Source organism: Maribacter forsetii DSM 18668 (assembly GCF_000744105.1).
Lineage (GTDB): Bacteria > Bacteroidota > Bacteroidia > Flavobacteriales > Flavobacteriaceae > Maribacter > Maribacter forsetii.
On record NZ_JQLH01000001.1, the window covers coordinates 1823231 to 1844218 of the forward strand.

14 protein-coding genes are annotated in these 20988 nt (G+C 34.2%); 9 read left to right on the top strand and 5 right to left on the bottom strand.

The features are described from left to right. Position 1: 1 nt before the first annotated feature. Positions 2-3091 (bottom strand): SusC/RagA family TonB-linked outer membrane protein, encoded by a 3090-nt coding sequence (locus tag P177_RS07650; RefSeq protein ID WP_036153573.1) that lies wholly within the window; start codon positions 3089-3091, stop codon positions 2-4. A 200-nt stretch (positions 3092-3291) separates the two neighbouring features. Between P177_RS07650 and P177_RS07655 the strand changes: the two genes are divergently transcribed. Then, complete coding sequence (locus P177_RS07655; RefSeq protein WP_036153575.1) at positions 3292-4047, top strand: DeoR/GlpR family DNA-binding transcription regulator; 756 nt, start codon at positions 3292-3294, stop codon at positions 4045-4047. Positions 4048-4051: 4 nt separating this feature from the next. On the opposite strand, the gene P177_RS07660 is transcribed toward P177_RS07655, so the two are convergent. Then, positions 4052-4633, bottom strand: coding sequence for an RNA polymerase sigma factor (locus P177_RS07660; RefSeq protein ID WP_036153578.1), 582 nt, complete (start codon positions 4631-4633; stop codon positions 4052-4054). 115 nt (positions 4634-4748) lie between these two features. On the opposite strand from P177_RS07660, the gene P177_RS07665 reads away from it, so the two are divergent. The 6 genes from P177_RS07665 to P177_RS07690 all read left to right on the top strand — a co-directional run bounded on the left by P177_RS07665 (position 4749) and on the right by P177_RS07690 (position 16053). Next, positions 4749-5906 carry a FecR family protein gene (locus P177_RS07665; protein ID WP_051941754.1) on the top strand — a complete coding sequence of 386 codons (1158 nt, stop codon included), beginning with the start codon at positions 4749-4751 and terminating at the stop codon, positions 5904-5906. Positions 5907-6116: 210 nt separating this feature from the next. Beyond that, a complete protein-coding gene (locus P177_RS07670; protein ID WP_036153582.1) occupies positions 6117-9404 on the top strand; it encodes a TonB-dependent receptor in 3288 nt (1095 codons plus the stop codon). An 18-nt stretch (positions 9405-9422) separates the two neighbouring features. Then, positions 9423-10874, top strand: a complete 1452-nt coding sequence (locus P177_RS07675) for a RagB/SusD family nutrient uptake outer membrane protein (RefSeq protein ID WP_036153584.1) — start codon at positions 9423-9425, stop codon at positions 10872-10874. Between the two features lie 246 nt (positions 10875-11120). Next, positions 11121-12806 (top strand): FAD-dependent oxidoreductase, encoded by a 1686-nt coding sequence (locus P177_RS07680; protein WP_036153587.1) that lies wholly within the window; start codon positions 11121-11123, stop codon positions 12804-12806. 26 nt (positions 12807-12832) lie between these two features. Continuing rightward, positions 12833-14389 carry a sulfatase family protein gene (locus tag P177_RS07685; RefSeq protein WP_051941756.1) on the top strand — a complete coding sequence of 519 codons (1557 nt, stop codon included), beginning with the start codon at positions 12833-12835 and terminating at the stop codon, positions 14387-14389. Beyond that, on the top strand, positions 14386-16053 hold the full coding sequence (locus P177_RS07690) for an FAD-dependent oxidoreductase (RefSeq protein WP_036153590.1): 1668 nt from the start codon (positions 14386-14388) through the stop codon (positions 16051-16053). Before P177_RS07685 ends, P177_RS07690 begins: the two co-directional genes overlap by 4 nt. A 158-nt stretch (positions 16054-16211) precedes the next feature. On the opposite strand, the gene mnmE is transcribed toward P177_RS07690, so the two are convergent. Continuing rightward, on the bottom strand, positions 16212-17609 hold the full coding sequence (gene mnmE, locus P177_RS07695; protein ID WP_036153593.1) for a tRNA uridine-5-carboxymethylaminomethyl(34) synthesis GTPase MnmE: 1398 nt from the start codon (positions 17607-17609) through the stop codon (positions 16212-16214). A 110-nt stretch (positions 17610-17719) separates the two neighbouring features. Here mnmE and P177_RS07700 point away from each other — a divergent pair, with 110 nt between their 5' ends. Then, on the top strand, positions 17720-18127 hold the full coding sequence (locus tag P177_RS07700) for a hypothetical protein (RefSeq protein ID WP_036153596.1): 408 nt from the start codon (positions 17720-17722) through the stop codon (positions 18125-18127). A gap of 72 nt (positions 18128-18199) precedes the next feature. Further along, the gene (locus P177_RS07705; RefSeq protein ID WP_036153598.1) at positions 18200-18568 is read left to right on the top strand and encodes a DUF4870 domain-containing protein; all 369 of its coding nucleotides are present in this window, start codon (positions 18200-18202) and stop codon (positions 18566-18568) included. 69 nt (positions 18569-18637) lie between these two features. Here the strand turns inward: P177_RS07705 and dnaN are convergent, their stop codons facing one another. Next, positions 18638-19756: a DNA polymerase III subunit beta gene (gene dnaN, locus P177_RS07710; RefSeq protein ID WP_036153600.1), complete on the bottom strand. Its 1119-nt coding sequence runs from the start codon at positions 19754-19756 to the stop codon at positions 18638-18640. A 278-nt stretch (positions 19757-20034) separates the two neighbouring features. Continuing rightward, on the bottom strand, positions 20035-20865 hold the full coding sequence (locus P177_RS07715; RefSeq protein ID WP_036153604.1) for an SAM hydrolase/SAM-dependent halogenase family protein: 831 nt from the start codon (positions 20863-20865) through the stop codon (positions 20035-20037). Between the last annotated feature and the right edge of the window lie 123 nt (positions 20866-20988).

Consider the following 20988-nt stretch of genomic DNA (forward strand, 5'->3'; position numbering starts at 1 on the left):
TTTAGAAGTTAGCGCTTAATGATAATGAGATTGTCATTGGGATCGGTACATTACCAAAGTTTACTGAACGCAATAAGTTTGATTGTCCTCCGGCATTGGTCTCAGGGTCATAACTGAAGAATTTGTCAAAAGAAATAAGGTTTCTTCCGATCAATGAAAGTCTTACATTTTCTAAACTAGAATTGAATAGAGAAGGGAATTCATACCCTAAAGAAACCTCTCTTAGTTTAACAAAAGAACCATCTTCTATTCTAAATTCTTCTATAGGGTATATACCGGCAATATATCCTCTAGGTAGCTCTCCTGTCAACTCTTGTGCTGCCAACTGACCAACACCAACACCTTGTCTTGTTCTTTTATCGGCATCAAAAACATCAAAACCTTGAACTGCTTCCCAAAGCATACTGAAATTGAAATTCTTGTATGTAAGGTCAGTCCCAATTCCAAGGATGTAATCTGGATTAGGGTCACCAATAACTTTTCTTAAAACATCTCCAGTCGGTTGTCCGTCTGCATCACGCTGTGGTGTATTGGTTGTAAGGTCACCTCTTTCTTGTTGAGGAACCCCAACCGGACTACCATCTGTAGATTCACCTGATAATATTAATTCGCCATTGTCATCTGTAGCATAGTAAGTACCATAGAATACGCCTAGAGCTTCACCTTCTCTTACAATTGGCGGAGCACCGGTAACACTTTCAATAGTAATATCGCCACCTACAGTGCTTAGTACCTTGTTTCTATTACTACTATAGTTGAAATTAAGATCCCATGTTAGATCGTCAGTTTTTACAGGGGTAATTTTGGCATAAAGTTCTATGCCGTTGTTTCGCATGGTACCAACATTTTCAGTTCTTGTTGATCCACCCAATGAAGGAGCCAATACACGACTTACAATTAAGTCTTCAATGTTTTGACGGTAATAGGTGAATAATAATGAAGCTCTGTTATTAAAGAAACTTAAGTCTGTACCTATTTCAAATTCTTTTGTACGTTCTGGTTTAAGACCTTCATTACCTAATCTATTATTTTGTTGTAAAGTAGAAGAACCTAAATAATCATTAGAGGTGTAGCTTCCATATCTTTCGTAAGGACTTATTGCAGTTAAGTTACCGGCTTCACCGTATGATGCTCTTAACCTTGCGGAATTCAAAAAACTTTCGGTATTCCAAAACGGTTCATTTGATAATACGTACGAACCGGAAATTTTAGGGTAAAAGTTTGATCTCTCGTCAACATCAAAATTTGTTGCACCATCAATTCTACCGGCTAATGTTAAAAAGAGCTTGTTGTCCCATGATAATGTTTCCTGTAAAAAGAATCCGTAAATATCCAAATTGGTGTCAATTGGTTGGGTTTGTAGCGGAATAGTTGGTTCGTTATTACTGTCTAAACCTCTTCCTTGGGTACCTTCAAAAGAAAGTTCACTACTTTGAAAGCTGTAACCAGCTGTAGTAACCGAATTTAATTTGTCTGTAATATTGGTGTTATATGCCATGTTAATGTCATAGTTCCAATTGAATACCTTCGCCTCGGCACTACCAATGTAACCATCATCATAGTATGCAGGATTTACATTTTCATAAGGATATACCGGTATGTAGATATTTCCATTTTGATTGTATGTGTCAACACCTATAATTTGATCAATGCTTAATTCTTCGGTAGGTTTAATTTTCAAGTGCAAATTTGGGATGAAGTGATTTACATCTTGAGTAATGTCGAAAGTTTCTATAATTGTCAATGGGTTTACTCTGGTGTTTTCTACAGCCATTAAATTGCCGTTGGCGTCCCTTTGAGTTATATCGAAAGTGTTATTGGTTATATTTATAGAGTTGATAGGACTCCAAAAGACATTCCCATCTGGTTTTTCATCAGATTTACTGTTGGCATAATAAAGTCCAAGATCATATGACATCCAATCAGTTACTCTATGATTAAAATTAACTCTTGCAGAAAATCTATCAAACTTTGTATTCTTAATAATACCTTCATTGCTTAAATAACCAATAGAAGCCATATAACCCATTTTTTCATTTCCACCTTTTGCAGAGAAATAATTGTCGCTGCCAAAACCAGTTTGAAATATTTCATCTTGATAATCGTATCTGGTAGTTTCGAACTTGTCCGTAGATAAATTTCTATATGTTGTTAAGGCATTATTGTCATTAGCGTCGAAACCGAAAATTGGCCATAGTCTTCCAGATAATGCGCTATTAGGTACAGTTTCAAATTCTTCACCAATAAGGTTTAAATCCAATTTCTTACGTATCGTATTAACACTAAAAGTAGTTTTGAAATTAAATTCAGGTCCATCTTCATAAATTCCACCTTTTTTGGTTGTAATAACAACAACACCGTTAGATGCTCGAGAACCATAAATTGCTGCTGCAGCGGCACCATTAAGGATATTCACGTTTTCAATATCATTAGGATTGATATCAACCATTCTGTTTTGACCTGGAGATGCATCACCGGCATCAACATTTAGGTTGGTTACGTTGGTTGTAAGGTTACTGGTAATAACACCATCAACTACATAAAGTGGTTCTGACGAACCTTTAATTGTACTAGGACCTCTTAACCTTATGGAAAAACCACCTGCTGGATCACCGGAGTTTTGTGTTATTTGGGCACCAGGTACTTTACCTTGTAGAGAACTAGTAATATTGACAGGTGCAGCTTTTACCAATTCTACCGACTTAACAGTAGTAATGGCGTTACCAAGTTTTTTCCTTGATTGGGTGACAGAAGATCCAACCAGTATAACTTCATCTAAAGCATTTGAATCTTCTAATAAAGTTACGTTGATAACTTGATTCATATCAGTTAAAATTACTTCTTCAGTTTTGTATCCGATGTAGCTAATTACTAAAGTCTTGTTTGTAGCATCAGTTAATTGGATGCTGAAATTACCATCGAAATCGGTAGAAGCTCCGGTAGAAGTTCCTTTCAATAGAATTGTAGCACCTGGTAAGGGTAGACCGTCTTCGGCAATAATAGTACCTGATACTGTTGAGGATTGTGCATATGTGCCGAGGGAAAATAGTGTCAGCAACAGCACCGAGAGAACATGATAGGTTTTCGTCATAATAAAAAGTTTTAGCTTGTTGTGCTAACAAACGTAGCAGAATATTTCATGTTTTGCAATATTTTATAGCAATTAAGCAATGTATTCTCGAAATATTTATTGTATTCTAAAATCAAGTATATTATTTGCAGTATTTTGTTGCAAATACTAGTTGTTTATTATTAATTTGATATCCTTGTAATAGTTTTAAAGAAAATATTTTGCAAAAAAGTGATAGGCACCAAATAATTTTAGAGGAAGTTCAATTACATAATAGGGTATTGCTGACAGATTTAGCAAACATCTTAACTGTATCTATGGATACAGTTAGAAGAGATATTAAAGAACTTGATGAATTAAGCAAATTACGTAAAGTACATGGAGGTGCTATTTCTAATGGATTCAATACCTACTCAGATCGATCAAAGGATATATTTGAACAAGATAGCAAAGTAAAAATTGCCAGAAAGGGAGTTTCACTTCTGCAAAATGGTGATGTAGTGATGATTAGTGGTGGTTCAACTAATCTTGAGCTTGCAAAACTTATTCCAAAAAAAATGGATTTAACTTTTTTCACACCTAGTTTACCCATGGCAGTTGAACTTTTGAACAATATGTCTAATCACCACGAAGTTTATTTAATAGGAGGTAAGTTGTCAAAGGAGTCTCAGTTGGTAACTGGTGGGGTTTCTATAAATAGCTTAACGGATATTACTGTAGATATCTGTTTTTTAGGTACTGGATATTTAGATTATGAAAAAGGGATAACTGAGACTGATTGGGAAATCGCACAGATGAAAAAAGCTATGATCAATTCATCTAAACGATTAATTGCTTTAACAATTAGTAAAAAATTAAATACAGTAAATCGTTATAAAATTTGTGAGATTAATGCATTGAACGACTTAGTGACTGAGCTTGATCCAGATGCGGAAATCTTAAAACCTTACAAAAGTAATGGGGTAAATTTGGTATAGTATTTTAAACTATTCTCTTGTTAAAAATAATCATCAAAATAGTTTCATATTTATCACCTAATTTATCTTTCAATATTTTAAATGCCTTGGTTATTTGTGCTTCAACAGTTTTAATTGAAACGTCTAAATAATCTGCAATTTCACTATTGGTTAGTCCTTCTTTTTTACTAAGTACAAAAACTTTTTGGCATTTTGGAGGTAACTTATTTATTTCTCTGTTAACAATTTCCATCATTTTGCTCATCATATTGTTTTCCATTTCTATGGCAACTTCATGAGAGTATTCAATATACTTTTGATTTAATAAAACAACGCTCTTATTTTTCTGATAAGAATTTAGAAATTCATTAAAAACGCATTTGTAAAGAAAATTACGGATAGAGAATTCTGGATTAAGTTTTTTTCTTGATTTCCAAGTCTTTAGAAATACATTTTGAACAATGTCTTGTGCGGTTGATTGATCATGGGTTAAGGTTACCGCATAGGCATTTAGTTGTTGATGATATTTTTCTAGAAGTAAAATGTAGGCTTTTTCTTCTCCGGAAATAAGTTTTTTAATTAATCTTCTATTTTCTTCAGCATCCATAATAAATGATTATTTAACAAATAAACGGTAAATATTATGAGATTATGAAAAAAATATCAAAAAAAAGTTAGGGTATTGAGAATTTCACTTGTATTAATTAAAAGAGAAGCAATCAATGATATCAAAAGATATTGAAAATCGAATCATTAAATATTTTACTCAGTCAGCTGATGTAGAAGATTTGGATATTCTTAATAATTGGTTATTAGATGATAAGAATCAAAAGATTTTTAAATCATATGTTAAAACCCATTTCTCTATAAACTTGGCTATGAACAATTCTGAATTTGATAAAGTAAAAGAAAAACTCTTAGAGGAAATTAATAAGGACAAAAAGCAAAGTACTAAAATTAGAATGTTATCTTTTTTTAAGTATGCTGCTATTGCGGTTTTGTTTTTAGGACTTGGATTTTTAATGAAAAATAAATTATTGGTCAATGAAACAGCTGATGTTGTTGTACCAAGAGAAGATTCTATAGTACTAGAGTTGGGCAACGGTGAACAGCAGGTAATAACGGAGACAGGTACTGCTAAAATTGTAGGAACTTCGGGTGAGGTTATCGGCAACAAGAAAGATGATCAATTAATTTATGAACCGCAGGAAAACCAAATATTAGAATATAATACATTGAGTGTTCCTAATGGTAAACAATTTGGAATTGTATTGTCAGATGGTACTAGGGTGCATTTAAATGCAGGCAGTTCAATAACATATCCTACTGTTTTCGAAAAAGATGCTATTAGACGAGTTGTTCTGAGAGGGGAAGCTTTTTTTGATGTAATACACGAAAACAATAGACAGTTTGTAGTAAATGTTCAAGATTTAGATGTTAAGGTATATGGTACCAAATTCAATGTGACCAATTATGACGAAGATAAGCAGACGGAGGTTGTTCTTGTTGAAGGTTCTGTTGGTTTGTTTTCTAAAGAAAGTAAGAAAGATATAGAAGAAGTCTTTTTAGAACCGGGTTATATGGGCGTATTCAATAAAACGGATAAAAATATAATCAATCAAAAAGTTAATACAGCGCTTTATACCTCTTGGATGAAGGGAAATCTTGTTTTTCGAAATGTTTCTTTCGAAAATATAATCCAAAAACTAGAACGACATTATAATGTGGTCATAATTAACAATAATGTAGTGCTAGCTAACGAGAAATTTAATGCAACAATTGAAACTAAACACGAGACAATAGAAGAAGTGTTTAGTTATTTCAATAAAGTCTATCAAATTGAATATCAAATAGTAGAGAATAAAATAATAATCAATTAAAACTTAAATACAATGAGCTAAAATCAACAAACATCATTAGATCATTTTAATATTTCGAGAGGACGAAAAAAAATCGGAAAATGCTGGAACATTTCCCGATTATAAAAATGATCACACTTAAAGCGTAATCACAAATAAACACTCAAAATTATGAAAAAACCACCAATGTCGAAGGGGTTTCTCTCTCGGCGCTTAAATTATGACCTAAAAATGAAGTTATCGCTTCTTTTTTTCTTGACAATAAGTTTTTTGATGCAGGCCAATACCTACTCTCAAAAAACAAAAATTTCTATAGCGAAAGAAAATTCAACTGTTCGTGAGGTATTAGATGAAATCGAAAGCCTTAGTGAGTTTAAATTTTTATTTAAGACAAATACCGTTGATTTAAATAGAAAGGTAACTGTAAAGTTTAAACGTGTTCCAATTGATGACATTCTTAAAAGTCTCTTTACCGATCAAAACATTACTTACGAAATAAAAGATCGTAAAATATTTTTGAAAAAAGATTCAAAGCTAAATAGGGTTAGGGGACAAGACGAAAAAGTCGAAGCCTATCAAAAAACGGTGACCGGTTCCATTGTAGATTCTGATGGTGTTCCTTTACCAGGTGCTAACATTGTTGAGAAAGGAACTACCAATGGTGTAACGGCAGACTTTGATGGTAATTTTTCCATTTTGGTTTCTGATCAAAACGCAACCTTAATATTTTCATATTTAGGCTATGCAACTAGAGAGGTTGCTTTAGAAGGGAAAGGTAATGTTGATATTGTACTTCAAGAAAGTGCAGCGGGCTTAGAAGAGGTTGTTGTGGTTGGTTATGGTACAATGAAAAAGGCAGACCTAACTGGGTCGGTTTCTCAGGTAAAAACTGAAACCCTAGAATCGGTTCCCGTTTTCAATATGGCACAGGCGCTTAAAGTAGGTGCATCTGGTGTAAGGGTTACTCAAAACTCAGGTACTCCTGGTTCTAGAATTGAGGTACGTATTAGAGGAGGGAATTCATTAATAGGTAACAATCAACCGTTATATGTAGTGGATGGATTTCCTGTTACCAGTGGTATAGACTACTTGAATCCAGCAGATATAGAATCGGTTGATATCTTAAAGGATGCATCTGCTACCGCAATTTATGGTTCACGTGGCGCTAATGGTGTAGTAATAATTACTTCTAAAAGAGGTGTAAAAAATCAAGAAAGTAAAATTGAAGTAAATAATTACTTTGGTATGCAACAAACTATAAATCAATATGATGTACTCAATGCAAAGGAATATGCCGTTATAGCAAATGAATGGTTAAAAAATGAAGGCTTAGAGCCAAATTTTAATATTGATGAAATTCAAAACCCAGGAACTGATTGGTTAGATGCCATTTTTAGAACTTCACCTGTACAGAACCATACAATCACTTTTTCTGGTAGTTCAGATAAAGGTAGATATTCTATTTCTGGTAATTATTATGATCAAGAAGGAATCATAAAAAATTCAGGAGTTACACGAGGCTCTGTTAGAGTTAATTTGGATCAAGAATTGAAAAGCTGGTTAAAAATGGGTATTAATCTTCAGTTGTCAAGAAGTGAGACTCAATCGGTTAATGTAGACAATGGATATCGAGGTACATCAATGCTTTCTGCTGCTGCTTCGGCACCACCTACATTACCTTTATATGATGAAGATGGACTTCCTACTCAAATTGGTCAGATTTATAATTTTGGATCTGCTGATATGAGAAACCCTTTATTATCTACACTAAATAAGAATCTTAGTTTCGCTAATAGTGTATTAGCAAACGCTACTTTCGATTTTCAAATTACGCCTAACCTTTCTTTTAAGACTTTATTAGGCTTACAATATAGAAATACACGTAGTGAGTTATTTACACCAACGGTGTATGAAAACGATAGAGGTTCTGCTCAAGAAGGTAATAATTATTTCAATTCTTTTTTAACAGAGAATGTTTTAACGTATTCAAAGACATTTAATGAAAAACATAGTTTGAACATAATAGGTGGTACTACCTATCAAACGCAGATGAACAGGTACTCTGGTATTTATGTAAGTGGCTTTTCTAATAATATTACCGAGAATTATAATTTGGCTGCTGCTGAAACTATTGGGAATCCTTGGTCTGGGTATTTTGATTGGACATTAGCTTCGTTTCTATCTAGGGTAAATTATTCTTATGATGGAAAATATATGTTTACCGCTAGTATTAGGGCTGATGGCTCCTCTAGGTTTGGCGCAAATAATAAATGGGGATATTTTCCATCAGCTGCTTTAGCTTGGCGTGTTTCAGATGAAGCCTTTCTTGAAAATAGTTCAACTATTTCAAACTTGAAATTAAGAGCTAGTTACGGTATTACAGGTAACACCGCGCTCAGTCCTTATCAATCGCTAGATAGGTTGAATTCAGCAAAGTTCATCTTTGAAAATCAAGCAGACGTTATCGGGTTTTACCCTGCCGGTATTTCTAATAGTGAATTGAAATGGGAAACTACAGGGCAACTAGATGTTGGTTTTGATTTGAATCTATTCAATAATCAATTAAGGTTTGTATTTGATTATTACAAAAAGAATACAAAAGACTTGCTTGCTTCGGTACCACTTCCATCAAGTGTCGGGTTTGGCTCTATTCTTAGAAATCTGGGAGAAATCCAAAACTCGGGAGTTGAGTTTAGTGTTGATGCAGATATTTTGAGAAAAGAATTTAAATGGGATGTGTCTGCACAAATTTCTGCTAATAGAAATAAAGTGATTGAGCTTGCTGGTGACAGTGATATTTTTGGGGCTGCTCAAGCTTCGGTATGGCCAAGTGCGAATATTGCGCGAGAAGGGGAACCATTAGGTGTTTTTTACGGACTTCTTGAAGATGGTTTGGATGAGAATGGTTTTATAAAATATCAAGATGTTAGTGGTGCTGATGGTGTTCCTGATGGGATGATAAATTCATTGGATCGTGTGATTTTGGGTAGTTATCATCCAGATTTTATATACGGATTAACTTCTAACTTTAGTTATAAGGGTATCGAATTGAATGTGATGCTAGAGGGAGTTCAAGGAAATGAATTATTCAATGCAACTAACGGAACACATTTAAATTCTTTCCAAAGAGGTAACAATCAATTTAGAGATATTATTGGAAATTATTGGACTGCGGAAAATCCTGATCCCAACGCAAAATACCCAAAAATTAGTAGTGCTACTCAAATAACAGTTTCAGATAGATTTATTGAAGATGCTAGTTATCTGCGAGTAAAATCGATGAGGTTGGCATATAACTTTCCTGTTTCTAAAATAGGGCTTAGTGATTTTGATATGCTTCAATTATATATTTCTGGTACAAATCTATTCACTTTTACAAATTACTCTGGTATTGATCCAGAAGCTAACTCAAGAGGGACGGATTCAAGTAATATTAGCGATCGATTACGTTTTGGTCATGATCAAAGTAGTTATCCTAGCGCCAAAATTTATGCGATTGGTCTGAAATTTAGATTTTAATTAAAAAGACATAACATTATGAAAAATATAGTTTTAGGATTAATAATAATCATGTCTTTCTCTGCTTGTGAAAAGACATTGGAGGAAGTACCTAAAGATTTTGTATCTAAGGCAAACTTCTACAATACAGAAGAAGATGCACAAGCTGCAATTGTTGGTGTTTACGCTGGCTTGCAAAGTGACTTTTTTGGAATGAATCATTATTTGATGACAGAGCTTCATGGTGATTTTATTTTGGGTAGAGGGTCACAAGCTCCCATTACTATTTGGGATCAAATATTAGATCAAACGAGTATTGGAAGGTGTGCTTCAAATTGGTCATCCCTGTATACTACAATCAATCGAGCGAATGCGGTTTTAGATAATGTTTCGCAAATCGAAGATATAGATGCCGATGCAAAAGAGCAGATCCTTGGAGAAGCACATTTCTTGAGAGCTTTATGTTATTTTGAATTGGTACGTGGTTGGGGTGCAGTCCCTATTAAGACTAGTGAAAGTGTAGATTTGAGTACTGTAGAAGCTGCAAGGGAGTCAGAAAGTAAGGTGTATGAATTAATTGTTGCTGATGCCTTGGCTGCTGAAAACAGCCTTGGTGAAATAGGATCACAAACAGGTAGGGCATCTAAATGGGGGGCAAAGATGTTGTTGGCCCACGTTTATTTGACTTTGGAAAATTGGGAAGCAGCAGCTGAAAAGGCTGATGATGTAATTGTCAATGGTCCTTTTAGCCTTGTTGAAGTTGAAAGCCCAGATGATTTTTATAAGGTGTTTGCTGTAGATTCAAGTACAGAAGATATTATGTCAGTACATCATTCTGAAACAAAAACTTCTGGCATTCCAACTTATATACATAGAGGTCAGGCATTGCCATATAATTATTCATCTACAGGTTACTTTGCATGGCTTCCCGATACAAATTCTTTTATTGGTGATAGTTGGGACGATAACGATTTACGAAAGGAATTTAATTTATATACAGAGTATCAGAATTTTGATGGGTCATGGGTTTCTTTACCAGAAACGTTACCGGTACTTTTCAAGAAATTCATTTCTAACTCTTCTGGACAAAATGTATATAGTGTGCCTATTTATAGGTTTGCAGAAGCTTATTTAATTTATGCAGAAGCGGCAAATAATGCAAATGGAGGTCCAACAGTGCTTGCTACGGAGAGATTGAACATTATAAAAAGACGAGCTTATGGTTTGGATTTGAACACAGTTTCTTCAGAAGATTATTCTTCTAGTATGGGTTCCATTGATTTTAGAAATGCGGTCTTACAAGAACGTGCATATGAGTTTTTGTTAGAACGTAGACGCTGGTTTGATTTAAAACGTACTGGATCTGTTAAGGAAGCTTTTACGGCAGCTGGTAAGAATATTATTGATGAGCGTTTTTTATGGCCTATTCCTGAAAATGAAATCAATAACAACCCGGCAATTAATCAAGCTGATCAAAATCCAGGTTACTAATATTTAAATAGGGTTAGGAATACAGGTCTTTAGTCCGGCCTGTATTCTTTATCTCTAATTGTTCAAATATATTTTAAATATGATGGGTCACTCAAAGCTGTTGATCCGCTTTTTAGTCAATTATTAATTTGTAATTGAAAAGCTGGACTATAAAAGAGTGCTCAGCTCTTAAATTAAAACCAAAAATTTCTAATCGAATAAGATTTTTGAAAATAACATATAGAATACTACTAATTAATAAAGAATATGACCAAACTAATAAAATTTTTCACACTCATATTAATGTTTCAAGGCTTGAACGCACAAACAAAAAAATATGATATAGTTATTTATGGGGGTACTTCAGCTGGTATCGCTGCAGCAATTCAATCGAGTAGAATGAATAAATCAGTCGTACTTATTGAACCAACAAGCCGAATTGGAGGTTTAACTACAGGAGGCTTAGGACAGACGGATATTGGTAACAAGCAGGCAATAGGAGGAATTTCTAGAGAGTTTTATGAGAACATTAAAAAGTACTATGACAATTCAAGTAATTGGAAATGGGAAGATAAATCCGATTACAAGGATGGCGGACAAACACGAACGCAAGAAGGGGAACCTACCATGTGGACTTTTGAACCTTCAGCAGCATTATCGGTTTATGATCAGATGTTAAAAAAAGAGAAGGTAAAACTAGTATACAATGAAAGATTGAATAGAGATTCTGGTGTAGAAATGGAACATGGTAAAATCATTTCTATTACAATGGAAAGTGGAAAGAAATTCGTCGGTAAAATGTTTCTTGATGCTACTTATGAAGGGGATTTAATGGCTACCGCTGGTGTTAGCTATACTGTTGGTCGTGAGAGTAATGAGGAATACGGTGAAACTTTGAACGGTGTTCAGGCCAATAATTACAATGTTTCATTGACCAAATTAATTTCTAAAAATGCAGCTAATCATAATTTTATACCAAAAGTAGATCCTTATATTATTAAAGGGGATCCTAAGAGCGGACTTTTACCGAATATAAATGAAAAACCCGGGGTCGACGGAAATGGAGATGATAAGGTTCAAGCTTATTGTTTTAGAATGTGTTTGACCGACCATCCTGAGAATAGAATTTCTTTTATAAAACCAGATAATTATAATGAGTTGAACTATGAACTGTTATTTCGCAATTATGAAGCTAGAGAAGGGTCAGTACGAGATATGTACTATAAAGGTGGACCTCTATTGCCATTAATAAATTCTAGTATGCCAAATCGTAAGACCGATTCGAATAACAGATTTGGATTTTCTACCGATTATATCGGAAAGAACTATAACTATCCAGAGGCTTCATACGCTGAAAGAGAAAGAATAGTAGAAGATCACCGCAATTACCAAATGGGCTTAATGTGGACGTTGGCCAATCACCCCAGAATTCCTAAAGAGGTTCGTGATGAAGCTTCAAAATGGGGGACAACCAAAGATGAATTTGAGAGAGAAGATGGTTGGCAGCAACAACTATATATACGTGAAGCAAGACGTATGGTAAGCGATTATGTTATGACACAGCGTAATTGTGAGGGGCTTGAAGTGGTAGAGGATGTCATTGGGCTAGCCGCATATACAATGGATTCGCATAATGTACAACGTTACGTAGATGCTAACGGTTTTGTTCAAAATGAAGGTAACGTTGAAGCGCATGGCTTTGATCCATACCCTATAAGCTACAAATCTTTGACACCAAAAAAGGAAGAATGTAAAAATCTAATTGTACCGGTCTGCCTAAGCTCCACCCATATAGCTTTTGGTTCTATTAGAATGGAACCGGTATTTATGGTTTTAGGTGAATCAGCGGCTACTGCTGCATCGTTGGCAATTGATTCAAACAATTCAGTTCAGAATGTACCCTATGAAAGTTTGAAATCCATTCTACTAAAAAATGGTCAACACCTTAAATAATTAATCAAATTATAATTGTTTTAATTATGAAGCCATTAAAAGAAATTGTTAATGAAAAAGCCACCAAATTTTGGTTAAGAAAGTATTGCTTTAGTAGTGTTTTAGCGTTATGTATATTGGTTTTTACATCTTGTAAAGAGGAAAAAGTGGAATCAAGTAAATTGCCAAACATTATCTTAATATTAGCCGATGATCTTGGTTACGGAGATTTGGGTTCATATAATGATCAGTCTTTAGTGCCTACGCCCAATTTGGATAAATTGGCATCTGAAGGTATCAGTTTTACCAATGCTTATTGTCCTGTCTCGGTTTGCACACCATCAAGATATGCGTTGATGACCGGTACATATCCTTTTAGAAGTTGGAAGAAATCCGGTGTACTTGCAAATTATGAACCTTCCATGATAAGCGATGGTCAATTAACACTTCCTAAAATGCTAAAGGAAGCGGGTTATATGACGGCAGGTTTTGGAAAATGGCATTTAGGAGCAAATTTTCCAACATTGGACGGACTTAAACCAGCGGGATACGGTCAGTTTAAATCAGAAAATAATGGTAAAAATATCGATTTGAGCAAACCAATTGAAAATGGTCCAGTGGATAAAGGTTTTGAAAATTGGTACGGGTTTAGCTGTGCGAGTGAATGCTGGGTAATGGAAGGTAATAATATAGTTGCGGCCTTACAACATGAATTTTATAATATAGATGCAGCCAAGGGTAAGGAACATATTGAAATTATTCCATCTAACGAGTATTTAAAACTACTTACTAAAAAAAGTATCGCATTTTTAAGTCAGAGATTCAGGTCAACAGATAAAAATCCGTTTTTTCTATACTTTGCTCCTTATGTACCACACATTCCATTGTCGGTAAGTGATGAGTTTATTGGGAAAACAAAAGCTGGAACCTATGGTGATTATGTTGCTGAATTGGATACTTATATTGGTCAAATATTAGATACACTTGAGAGTTCTGGACAGGCGGATAATACCCTAATACTTTTTGCTAGTGACAATGGGTCGCAATTTGAAAGAACTGGTATATATAAAAATAATGCCAACCCTAGTAATGATTTAGCAAGTGTAAAAGAAAAACATAATGACCCAGAAGAGCATCATCCAAATGGTAATCTTAAAGGGTCTAAATGGACAATATGGGAAGGCGGGGTGCGTATGCCATTTATAGCAAAATGGCCAGGTAAAATTCCGACAGGTATGAAGTCGGATAAGATTTTTGCTTTAAACGATGTAATGGCAACTTTGGGAGCTCTTGTCAATTATGACTTGCCAGAGAATGTTGCGATAGATAGTTATGATCAATCTTTAAACTTTTTGGGAAAGGAAAATAATATTAGAAATACTGTCGTAGTACAATCTTCCAATGGTCAAATGGGATTGCGGAAAGGGGACTGGAAATATGTTCAGCCAAACGAGAATGATTTACAGGGTCAATTATATAATCTGGCGGAGGATGAATCTGAATCTAATGATTTAATTAACGAGCATTTTGAATTGGTAGAAGAAATGAAAAAAGAACTACTTGAAATAACATCCAATACCTACTCTAAAAATCAAAACAAATGAAAAGTATAAGCCGTTTCGTACTTCATATGGTAGTGTTGATGATTTCAACTTTGATTTTGTATTCATGCGAGGATAAATCTACAGATGTAAAAGAAACAATTACAGCAGACATTATTATTTATGGGGGAACTTCAGCGGCAATAACGGCAGCAGTAGAGGCAAAACGCTCTGGGAAATCGGTTATAGTTGTTTCTCCAGATAAGCATTTGGGAGGATTGACCTCTGGAGGATTAGGATGGACTGATACTGGTGATAAAAGTGTAATTGGAGGACTTGCAAGAGAATTTTATCAAAGAATTTATAAGCATTATAATACTGATGAGGCTTGGAAATGGCAACCTAAAAGTGAATATGGAAATACAGGACAAGGTACACCAGCCATGGATGGAGAAAATAGGACTATGTGGATTTTTGAACCTCGTGTTGCAGAAAATGTATTTGAAGACTTAATTAAAGAGAATGAAATTAGGGTTTATAGAGATGAATGGTTAGATCGGGAGAATGGTGTACTTGTAGAAGACGGAACTATTAAATCAATTTCTACGTTGACAGGTAAAACATACTCAGCTAAAGTTTTTTTAGATGCAACCTACGAAGGTGATTTAATGGCTGCTGCTGGAGTAAGTTATCATGTAGGTAGGGAAGGCAAAGATGTTTATGGAGAAAAATGGAATGGAGTGCAGACAGGTGTTTTACATCATAAACATTGGTTTCAATCTAATATATCCCCTTATATAATACCAGGGGATTCAACTAGTGGTTTGTTACCTAGGGTTTCCAGTAAAGCACCAGGTAAGAAACATGATGGGGACCATAAGATTCAAGCATATTGTTTTCGTACTTGTATGACTAATCATGAAGCCAATAGAGTACCTTTTCCAAAGCCTGAAGGTTATGACCCAATGCAATATGAATTGCTTGCTCGTGTATTTGATTCAGGTTGGAATGAATGGTTCAATAAGTTTGATGCCATTCCCAATCATAAGACAGATACAAATAATCATGGACCGTTTAGTAGCGACAATATCGGTATGAATTATGATTATCCAGAGGCTTCATATGAAAGAAGAAAAGAGATTATAAAAGAACACGAGCAATACCAAAAAGGACTTTTATGGTTTGTAGCAAATGACCCTAGAGTGCCAAAAAATATTCAAATGGAAATGCAAAAATGGGGGTTAGCTAAAGATGAATTTGTGGATAATGGTAACTGGCCACATCAAATTTATGTTCGAGAAGCAAGACGAATGGTAGGTGAATTTGTAATGACAGAGAATGAACTATTAAAAAAGAGTAAGACTCCTAACCCAATAGGATTAGGTTCATATACTATGGATTCTCACAATGCACAACGTTATATAAAACCCGATGGATTTGTACAAAACGAAGGAGATATTGGAGTAGAAACTAACGGTCCATATACTATTTCTTATGGCTCGTTGGTACCTAAAAAAAGCGAATGTGAAAATTTACTTGTTCCCGTCTGTGTTTCATCAAGTCATATAGCTTTTGGCTCTATTAGAATGGAACCAGTTTTCATGATATTAGGACAATCGGCAGCTGCGGCGGCCGTTATGGCAATAGATGAGAATACTGCAGTACAAAATGTTGATTATACGCAATTGAAAAAGGTGTTGTTGTCTAGAGGACAAATAATCGAATGATTTTAGTTGGGTTTTCCATTAAATGTGAAAATATTATTTGAGCATGTTAGTTTAATTGCAAATAGGGATAACGATATATAGTTGTCCCTATTTTTTTATTTAAAATACAAAGAATTATAAATAGCGTTTTACACGTATCAATAAAAATAAGTGATGTTTTACTTCCCGATACAAAAATTAGCAAATATATTTCCCAACAACTCATCGTTGGTCACTTGGCCTGTGATTTCTCCTAAATGGTAAAGAGCTTCCTTAACATCAATTGCCATGAGATCGCTTGAAAGTTCTGCTTTCATTCCAAATTGAACTTTTTCTATTTCTTCTAATGCTTTTAGTAAGGAGTTATAATGGCGGGTATTGGTAACTATCGTTTCATTATTGCGTAGAGCTCCTGTATTCACAAATTCTAAAAGGCTATTTTGTAATTCTTCTACACCTTCTCCAGTTTTTGCAGATAGGTATTTTACATCATCTAAATAGGTGCCGATTTTATTCTTCTCATCCTCAGAAAGGGTATCGGCTTTATTTACAAGCAATACTAAAGGTTTTAGCGGATTCTGATTTTTTATTTTCTCAAAATCGATGACAATATTTTTGAGTTTCTTATCGTCAGCTAAAATCTTTGATCCATCAACCAGTAGTAAAATTACTTGTGCCTGTTCTATTTTTTCGAATGTTCGTTTAATTCCCATGCCTTCTACAACATCTTGGGTCTCACGAATTCCTGCGGTATCTATGAATCTGAAACCAATTCCGCCAATAGATATTTCATCTTCTATAGTGTCTCGGGTTGTTCCGGCAATATCAGATACCAATGCGCGCTCTTCATTTAAAAACGCATTTAAAAGGGTAGATTTACCTACGTTAGGTTCGCCTACAATAGCCACTGGAATACCATTTTTAATTACATTTCCTACTGCAAAAGAATCTATTAGACCTTGCAATACTTTTTGAATGCGTGTAAGTAGTTCCTTAAATTGAGTACGGTCTGCGAATTCTACATCTTCTTCAGAAAAATCGAGTTCTAGTTCTATTAATGAAGCAAAGTTCAGCAACTCTGTTCGTAATTGTTTTATTTCATTACTGAAACCCCCACGCATTTGTTGAACAGCTATTTGATGACTCGCAGCGTTATCACTAGAGATTAAATCGGCAACAGCTTCTGCCTGACTTAAATCCATCTTACCATTTAAAAAGGCTCTTAGGGTAAACTCACCTGCATCTGCGGTTCTACAACCATTTCTAAGAAACAATTGAATTATTTGCTGTTGTATATATGGTGAACCGTGGCACGATATTTCTATCACGTTTTCTCCTGTATAAGAATATGGATTTTTAAATATGGAAACGAGTGCTTGATCTAGTATATTTTCTCCATCCTTAATATAACCTAAGTGTATGGTATGGCTTTTTTGGTTTTCAAGAATTTTACCTGAAACCGATTCAAATTGTTTAGTAGCAATGGTAATGGCATCGGGTCCTGAAAGTCTTATAACTGCGATTGCTCCTGCGCCTGCTGGAGTTGCTAATGCTATTATAGTATCGGTTTGAATCATCATGCAAAAATAATCAATTATAACTGTTGTAGTTTTCTTAATTTAAACACCTTTTGTTTTCAGTATTCAATTATATAGTAATTTTGCATGTTATAAAATGTAATCTTAAAATGAAAAAAGTACTTGTATTATTAGTGTTTATGTTAGTTGGCTCTTTAGCTGTTGCTCAAAGTGAAACTCCAAATTCTTCTACCGAAATTACGGTTGACCAAGAAAAGGAAATGGATGATGTTAAAAAGAAGGTTGATAGGGCTGAAGCAAAAGCTAAAAAAGAAAAGAAAGAAGCTGCCGCTAAGAAGAAGGAAGAGAAGTTGAAAAAGCAAATTAAGTCTAAAGAAAAGTCTATTTCCAGCGAAGAGAAACAAATTGAAAAATTAAAAAGTCAGTTGGAAAAAGGGAAGGTTAAAGGAACACTTTCTCCGGTTGATATTCAGAAAAAAGAAGATAAGATTGCTAAGAGTCAAATGAAGATAATGAAAGAGCAGGAAAAACTTAAAAAGCTAAATAGAAAATTATAATTTCTAATTTTTGTAACATTTATGGGGTTTGTGCGTCTTATTTATAGTATTCATCATTAAAATCAATCAAAAATGGAACTAGTAAATAAAAACGCAGTAGTTGTTCGTGAAGACCGTAATTTGTTGGTCATTACTCATTTGTCTCAATATTTAGATTTTATAACAGGATTTGGCGGACTTATAGTGCCGCTGGTGATTTGGTTAACAACCAAAGATTCTGTTATTGGTATGGATGAGCATGGTAAATCTGTCATTAACTTTCAGTTAACCCTGATCTTATATTTAGTAATTGGTATTCCTGGTATCTTATTATTCGGACTCGGAATCTTATTGCTGATTTTTGCCGGTATCTTATCAATTGTGATGCCTGCAGTAAATGCCATAAAAGCAAGTAACGGAGAATCTCCTAGTTATTTTGGAACCATACGGTTTATATCGTAAACAAGATATAAAGCATAAAAAAAAGGGTCAGTTGAATAACTGACCCTTTTTTATTTATAGTTTTTAGTACTATCCGTTAAGCATAACAGGCATTACTAACATAGTTACAAATTCACCTTCATCCAAACCATCTGTTGGGGTAAGTATACCTGCACGGTTTGGTAAACTCATTTCTAAAGAAACTTCATCAGAACCTAAGTTGTTCAACATTTCGGTTAAGAACCTAGAGTTGAAACCAATTTGCATGTCATCACCTTGGTAAGCACATGTCAATCTTTCTTCTGCTTTGTTAGAATAATCAAGATCTTCAGCAGATATATTTAGTTCTGCACCTGCTATCTTTAAACGTATTTGGTGTGTTGTTTTATTAGAGAAAATAGAAACCCTTTTTACTGAGCTCAAAAACTGATTTCTTGCAATAGTAAGTTTGTTCGGGTTTTCTTTTGGTATTACCGCTTCGTAGTTAGGGTATTTGCCATCTATTAGTCTACAAATCAATTCAGTTTCATCAAAACTGAATTTTGCATTACTTTCATTGTATTCAATAAGCACATCAGACTCACTACCAGCTAAAATACCTTTCAATAAAGTCAAAGGTTTTTTAGGCATAATGAATTCCGCTACTTGAGAAGCTCTTACATCTGTTCGTTGGTATTTCACCAATTTATGTGCGTCAGTAGCAACGAACGTTAAGTTCTCTGGAGAAAATTGAAAAAATACTCCGCTCATTACAGGTCTTAAGTCATCATTACCTGCAGCAAATATTGTTTTGTTAATCGCTGTTGCCAAAATATCACCAAGTAATGTTGTTGAACTTGGACTTGTTAATTCAACTGCTTTTGGGAATTCAGCTCCATCAGCATATGCAAGCGCATATTTACCGTGGTTAGAACTGATTTCTACTGTATTGTTATCCTCAACAACAAAAGTCAGTGGTTGTTCAGGGAAAGTTTTTAAAGTTTCTAAAAGCAATCTTGCTGGTACAGCTATAGTACCTTCGTTGTCAGAATCTACTTTTATAACTGAACTCATGGTGGTTTCCAAATCGGAAGCTGAGACCGTTAGTTTGTCCTTCTGCAAATCGAACAGAAAATTATCCAGAATAGGTAACGTATTACTGTTGTTGATTACACCTCCTAATATTTGAAGTTGTTTTAGCAAATAGGTACTTGAAACTATAAATTTCATTCTTTAATATTTATTGATATTTTCCTTGAATTCATCAAGAAAAATAGGTTTAAACTCCTTATTGTTGGCAGTTTTCGTTACCAACAAAGATATTTTAATTGACCTTTTTAAGGAAACAAACTTATTAACAGTTTGTTATCTATTAAGGTAGTGTATAATACTAGGTATTACTACATTAAGATCATATTAATTAATTTCAGGCATTAGTTATTAACTTTTGACCTCTTCCTATATTTTAAAAATACGCTTAAATATTCTTGAAATTGAATTTGCTAATGCTATTCAAAATCTACCATAATAGTATCTCTATAATCCAATCCTAATAAGGTAGAAGCACCACCTACTGTGGTTAAATTACTTTTGTAAATAGCCAGTTCTATATAATTGGATGAATTAAATATGGCAAGCAGGTCTCCCGCACTCTTACGTTGACTCTTCTCTAAACTATAGTCTATAAATTCATTATAAGCTTTATGGATCGTTTTTATTTTATGATTACGGGCCATTACGGTATAATCACGGTCTTTACGATAAGCGTCAAATAAATTTTTACGAATATTGGTAATTACATTTCCATAGTTATCAATATAGATGACACTGCCAATTATTTTCTTTCCGTCTTCAACTATTCTCGGTGCAAATTCTCTTAAATCGTTCAATTCGGTAAATGGTTTGCCCACAAGTTCTAATGTGCCGCCGCGGGCTATATGGCAGGCAACTTGTATGAAAACATTTAATACAGGGAATGAGTTTGCAATAGAATCTGGTAAATTTATTTCAAATACTTTTTCCGGAGTCATTTCAGAGGTGATGAGTCCAATGACACCGGTGTTTGCGCTAATAAAATAATGTCCGTTTACTAATGCTACAATATGCTTGTTATCCGGGGTTTCTTCAGAGTCTACACCAACAATATGAATGGTTCCTTTTGGGAAACTATTATAAGTATTTGAGAGTATATAAGCACATTCGTGAATGTTGAAGGGCATGATGTCATGCGAAATATCAACAATTTTAGCATCGGGCAATTCTGTATATATGGAGCCTTTTAATACAGCTACAAAGTGATCTTTTAATCCGAAATCTGTTGTGAGGGTGATAATTGCCATACAGCAATGTTGATATGTTTTTGGTTAGTCGAACTTAAAATTTGCTTAAATTTGATATACAAAATTAAACAAAAAATAGCGACTAGAAACTAATCTTCGCTAACTATAAATCATTATAAAACC

Bases quoted from the DNA above. Each gene is read 5' to 3' on its own strand.
- P177_RS07690 (WP_036153590.1), top strand. From the start codon at position 14,386: ATGAAAAGTATAAGCCGTTTCGTACTTCATATGGTAGTGTTGATGATT.
- P177_RS07660 (WP_036153578.1), bottom strand. From the start codon at position 4,633: ATGGATGCTGAAGAAAATAGAAGATTAATTAAAAAACTTATTTCCGGA.
- P177_RS07665 (WP_051941754.1), top strand. From the start codon at position 4,749: ATGATATCAAAAGATATTGAAAATCGAATCATTAAATATTTTACTCAG.
- P177_RS07650 (WP_036153573.1), bottom strand. From the start codon at position 3,091: ATGACGAAAACCTATCATGTTCTCTCGGTGCTGTTGCTGACACTATTT.
- P177_RS07685 (WP_051941756.1), top strand. From the start codon at position 12,833: ATGAAGCCATTAAAAGAAATTGTTAATGAAAAAGCCACCAAATTTTGG.
- P177_RS07700 (WP_036153596.1), top strand. From the start codon at position 17,720: ATGAAAAAAGTACTTGTATTATTAGTGTTTATGTTAGTTGGCTCTTTA.
- mnmE (WP_036153593.1), bottom strand. From the start codon at position 17,609: ATGATTCAAACCGATACTATAATAGCATTAGCAACTCCAGCAGGCGCA.
- P177_RS07680 (WP_036153587.1), top strand. From the start codon at position 11,121: ATGACCAAACTAATAAAATTTTTCACACTCATATTAATGTTTCAAGGC.
- P177_RS07705 (WP_036153598.1), top strand. From the start codon at position 18,200: ATGGAACTAGTAAATAAAAACGCAGTAGTTGTTCGTGAAGACCGTAAT.
- P177_RS07670 (WP_036153582.1), top strand. From the start codon at position 6,117: ATGAAGTTATCGCTTCTTTTTTTCTTGACAATAAGTTTTTTGATGCAG.
- dnaN (WP_036153600.1), bottom strand. From the start codon at position 19,756: ATGAAATTTATAGTTTCAAGTACCTATTTGCTAAAACAACTTCAAATA.
- P177_RS07715 (WP_036153604.1), bottom strand. From the start codon at position 20,865: ATGGCAATTATCACCCTCACAACAGATTTCGGATTAAAAGATCACTTT.
- P177_RS07675 (WP_036153584.1), top strand. From the start codon at position 9,423: ATGAAAAATATAGTTTTAGGATTAATAATAATCATGTCTTTCTCTGCT.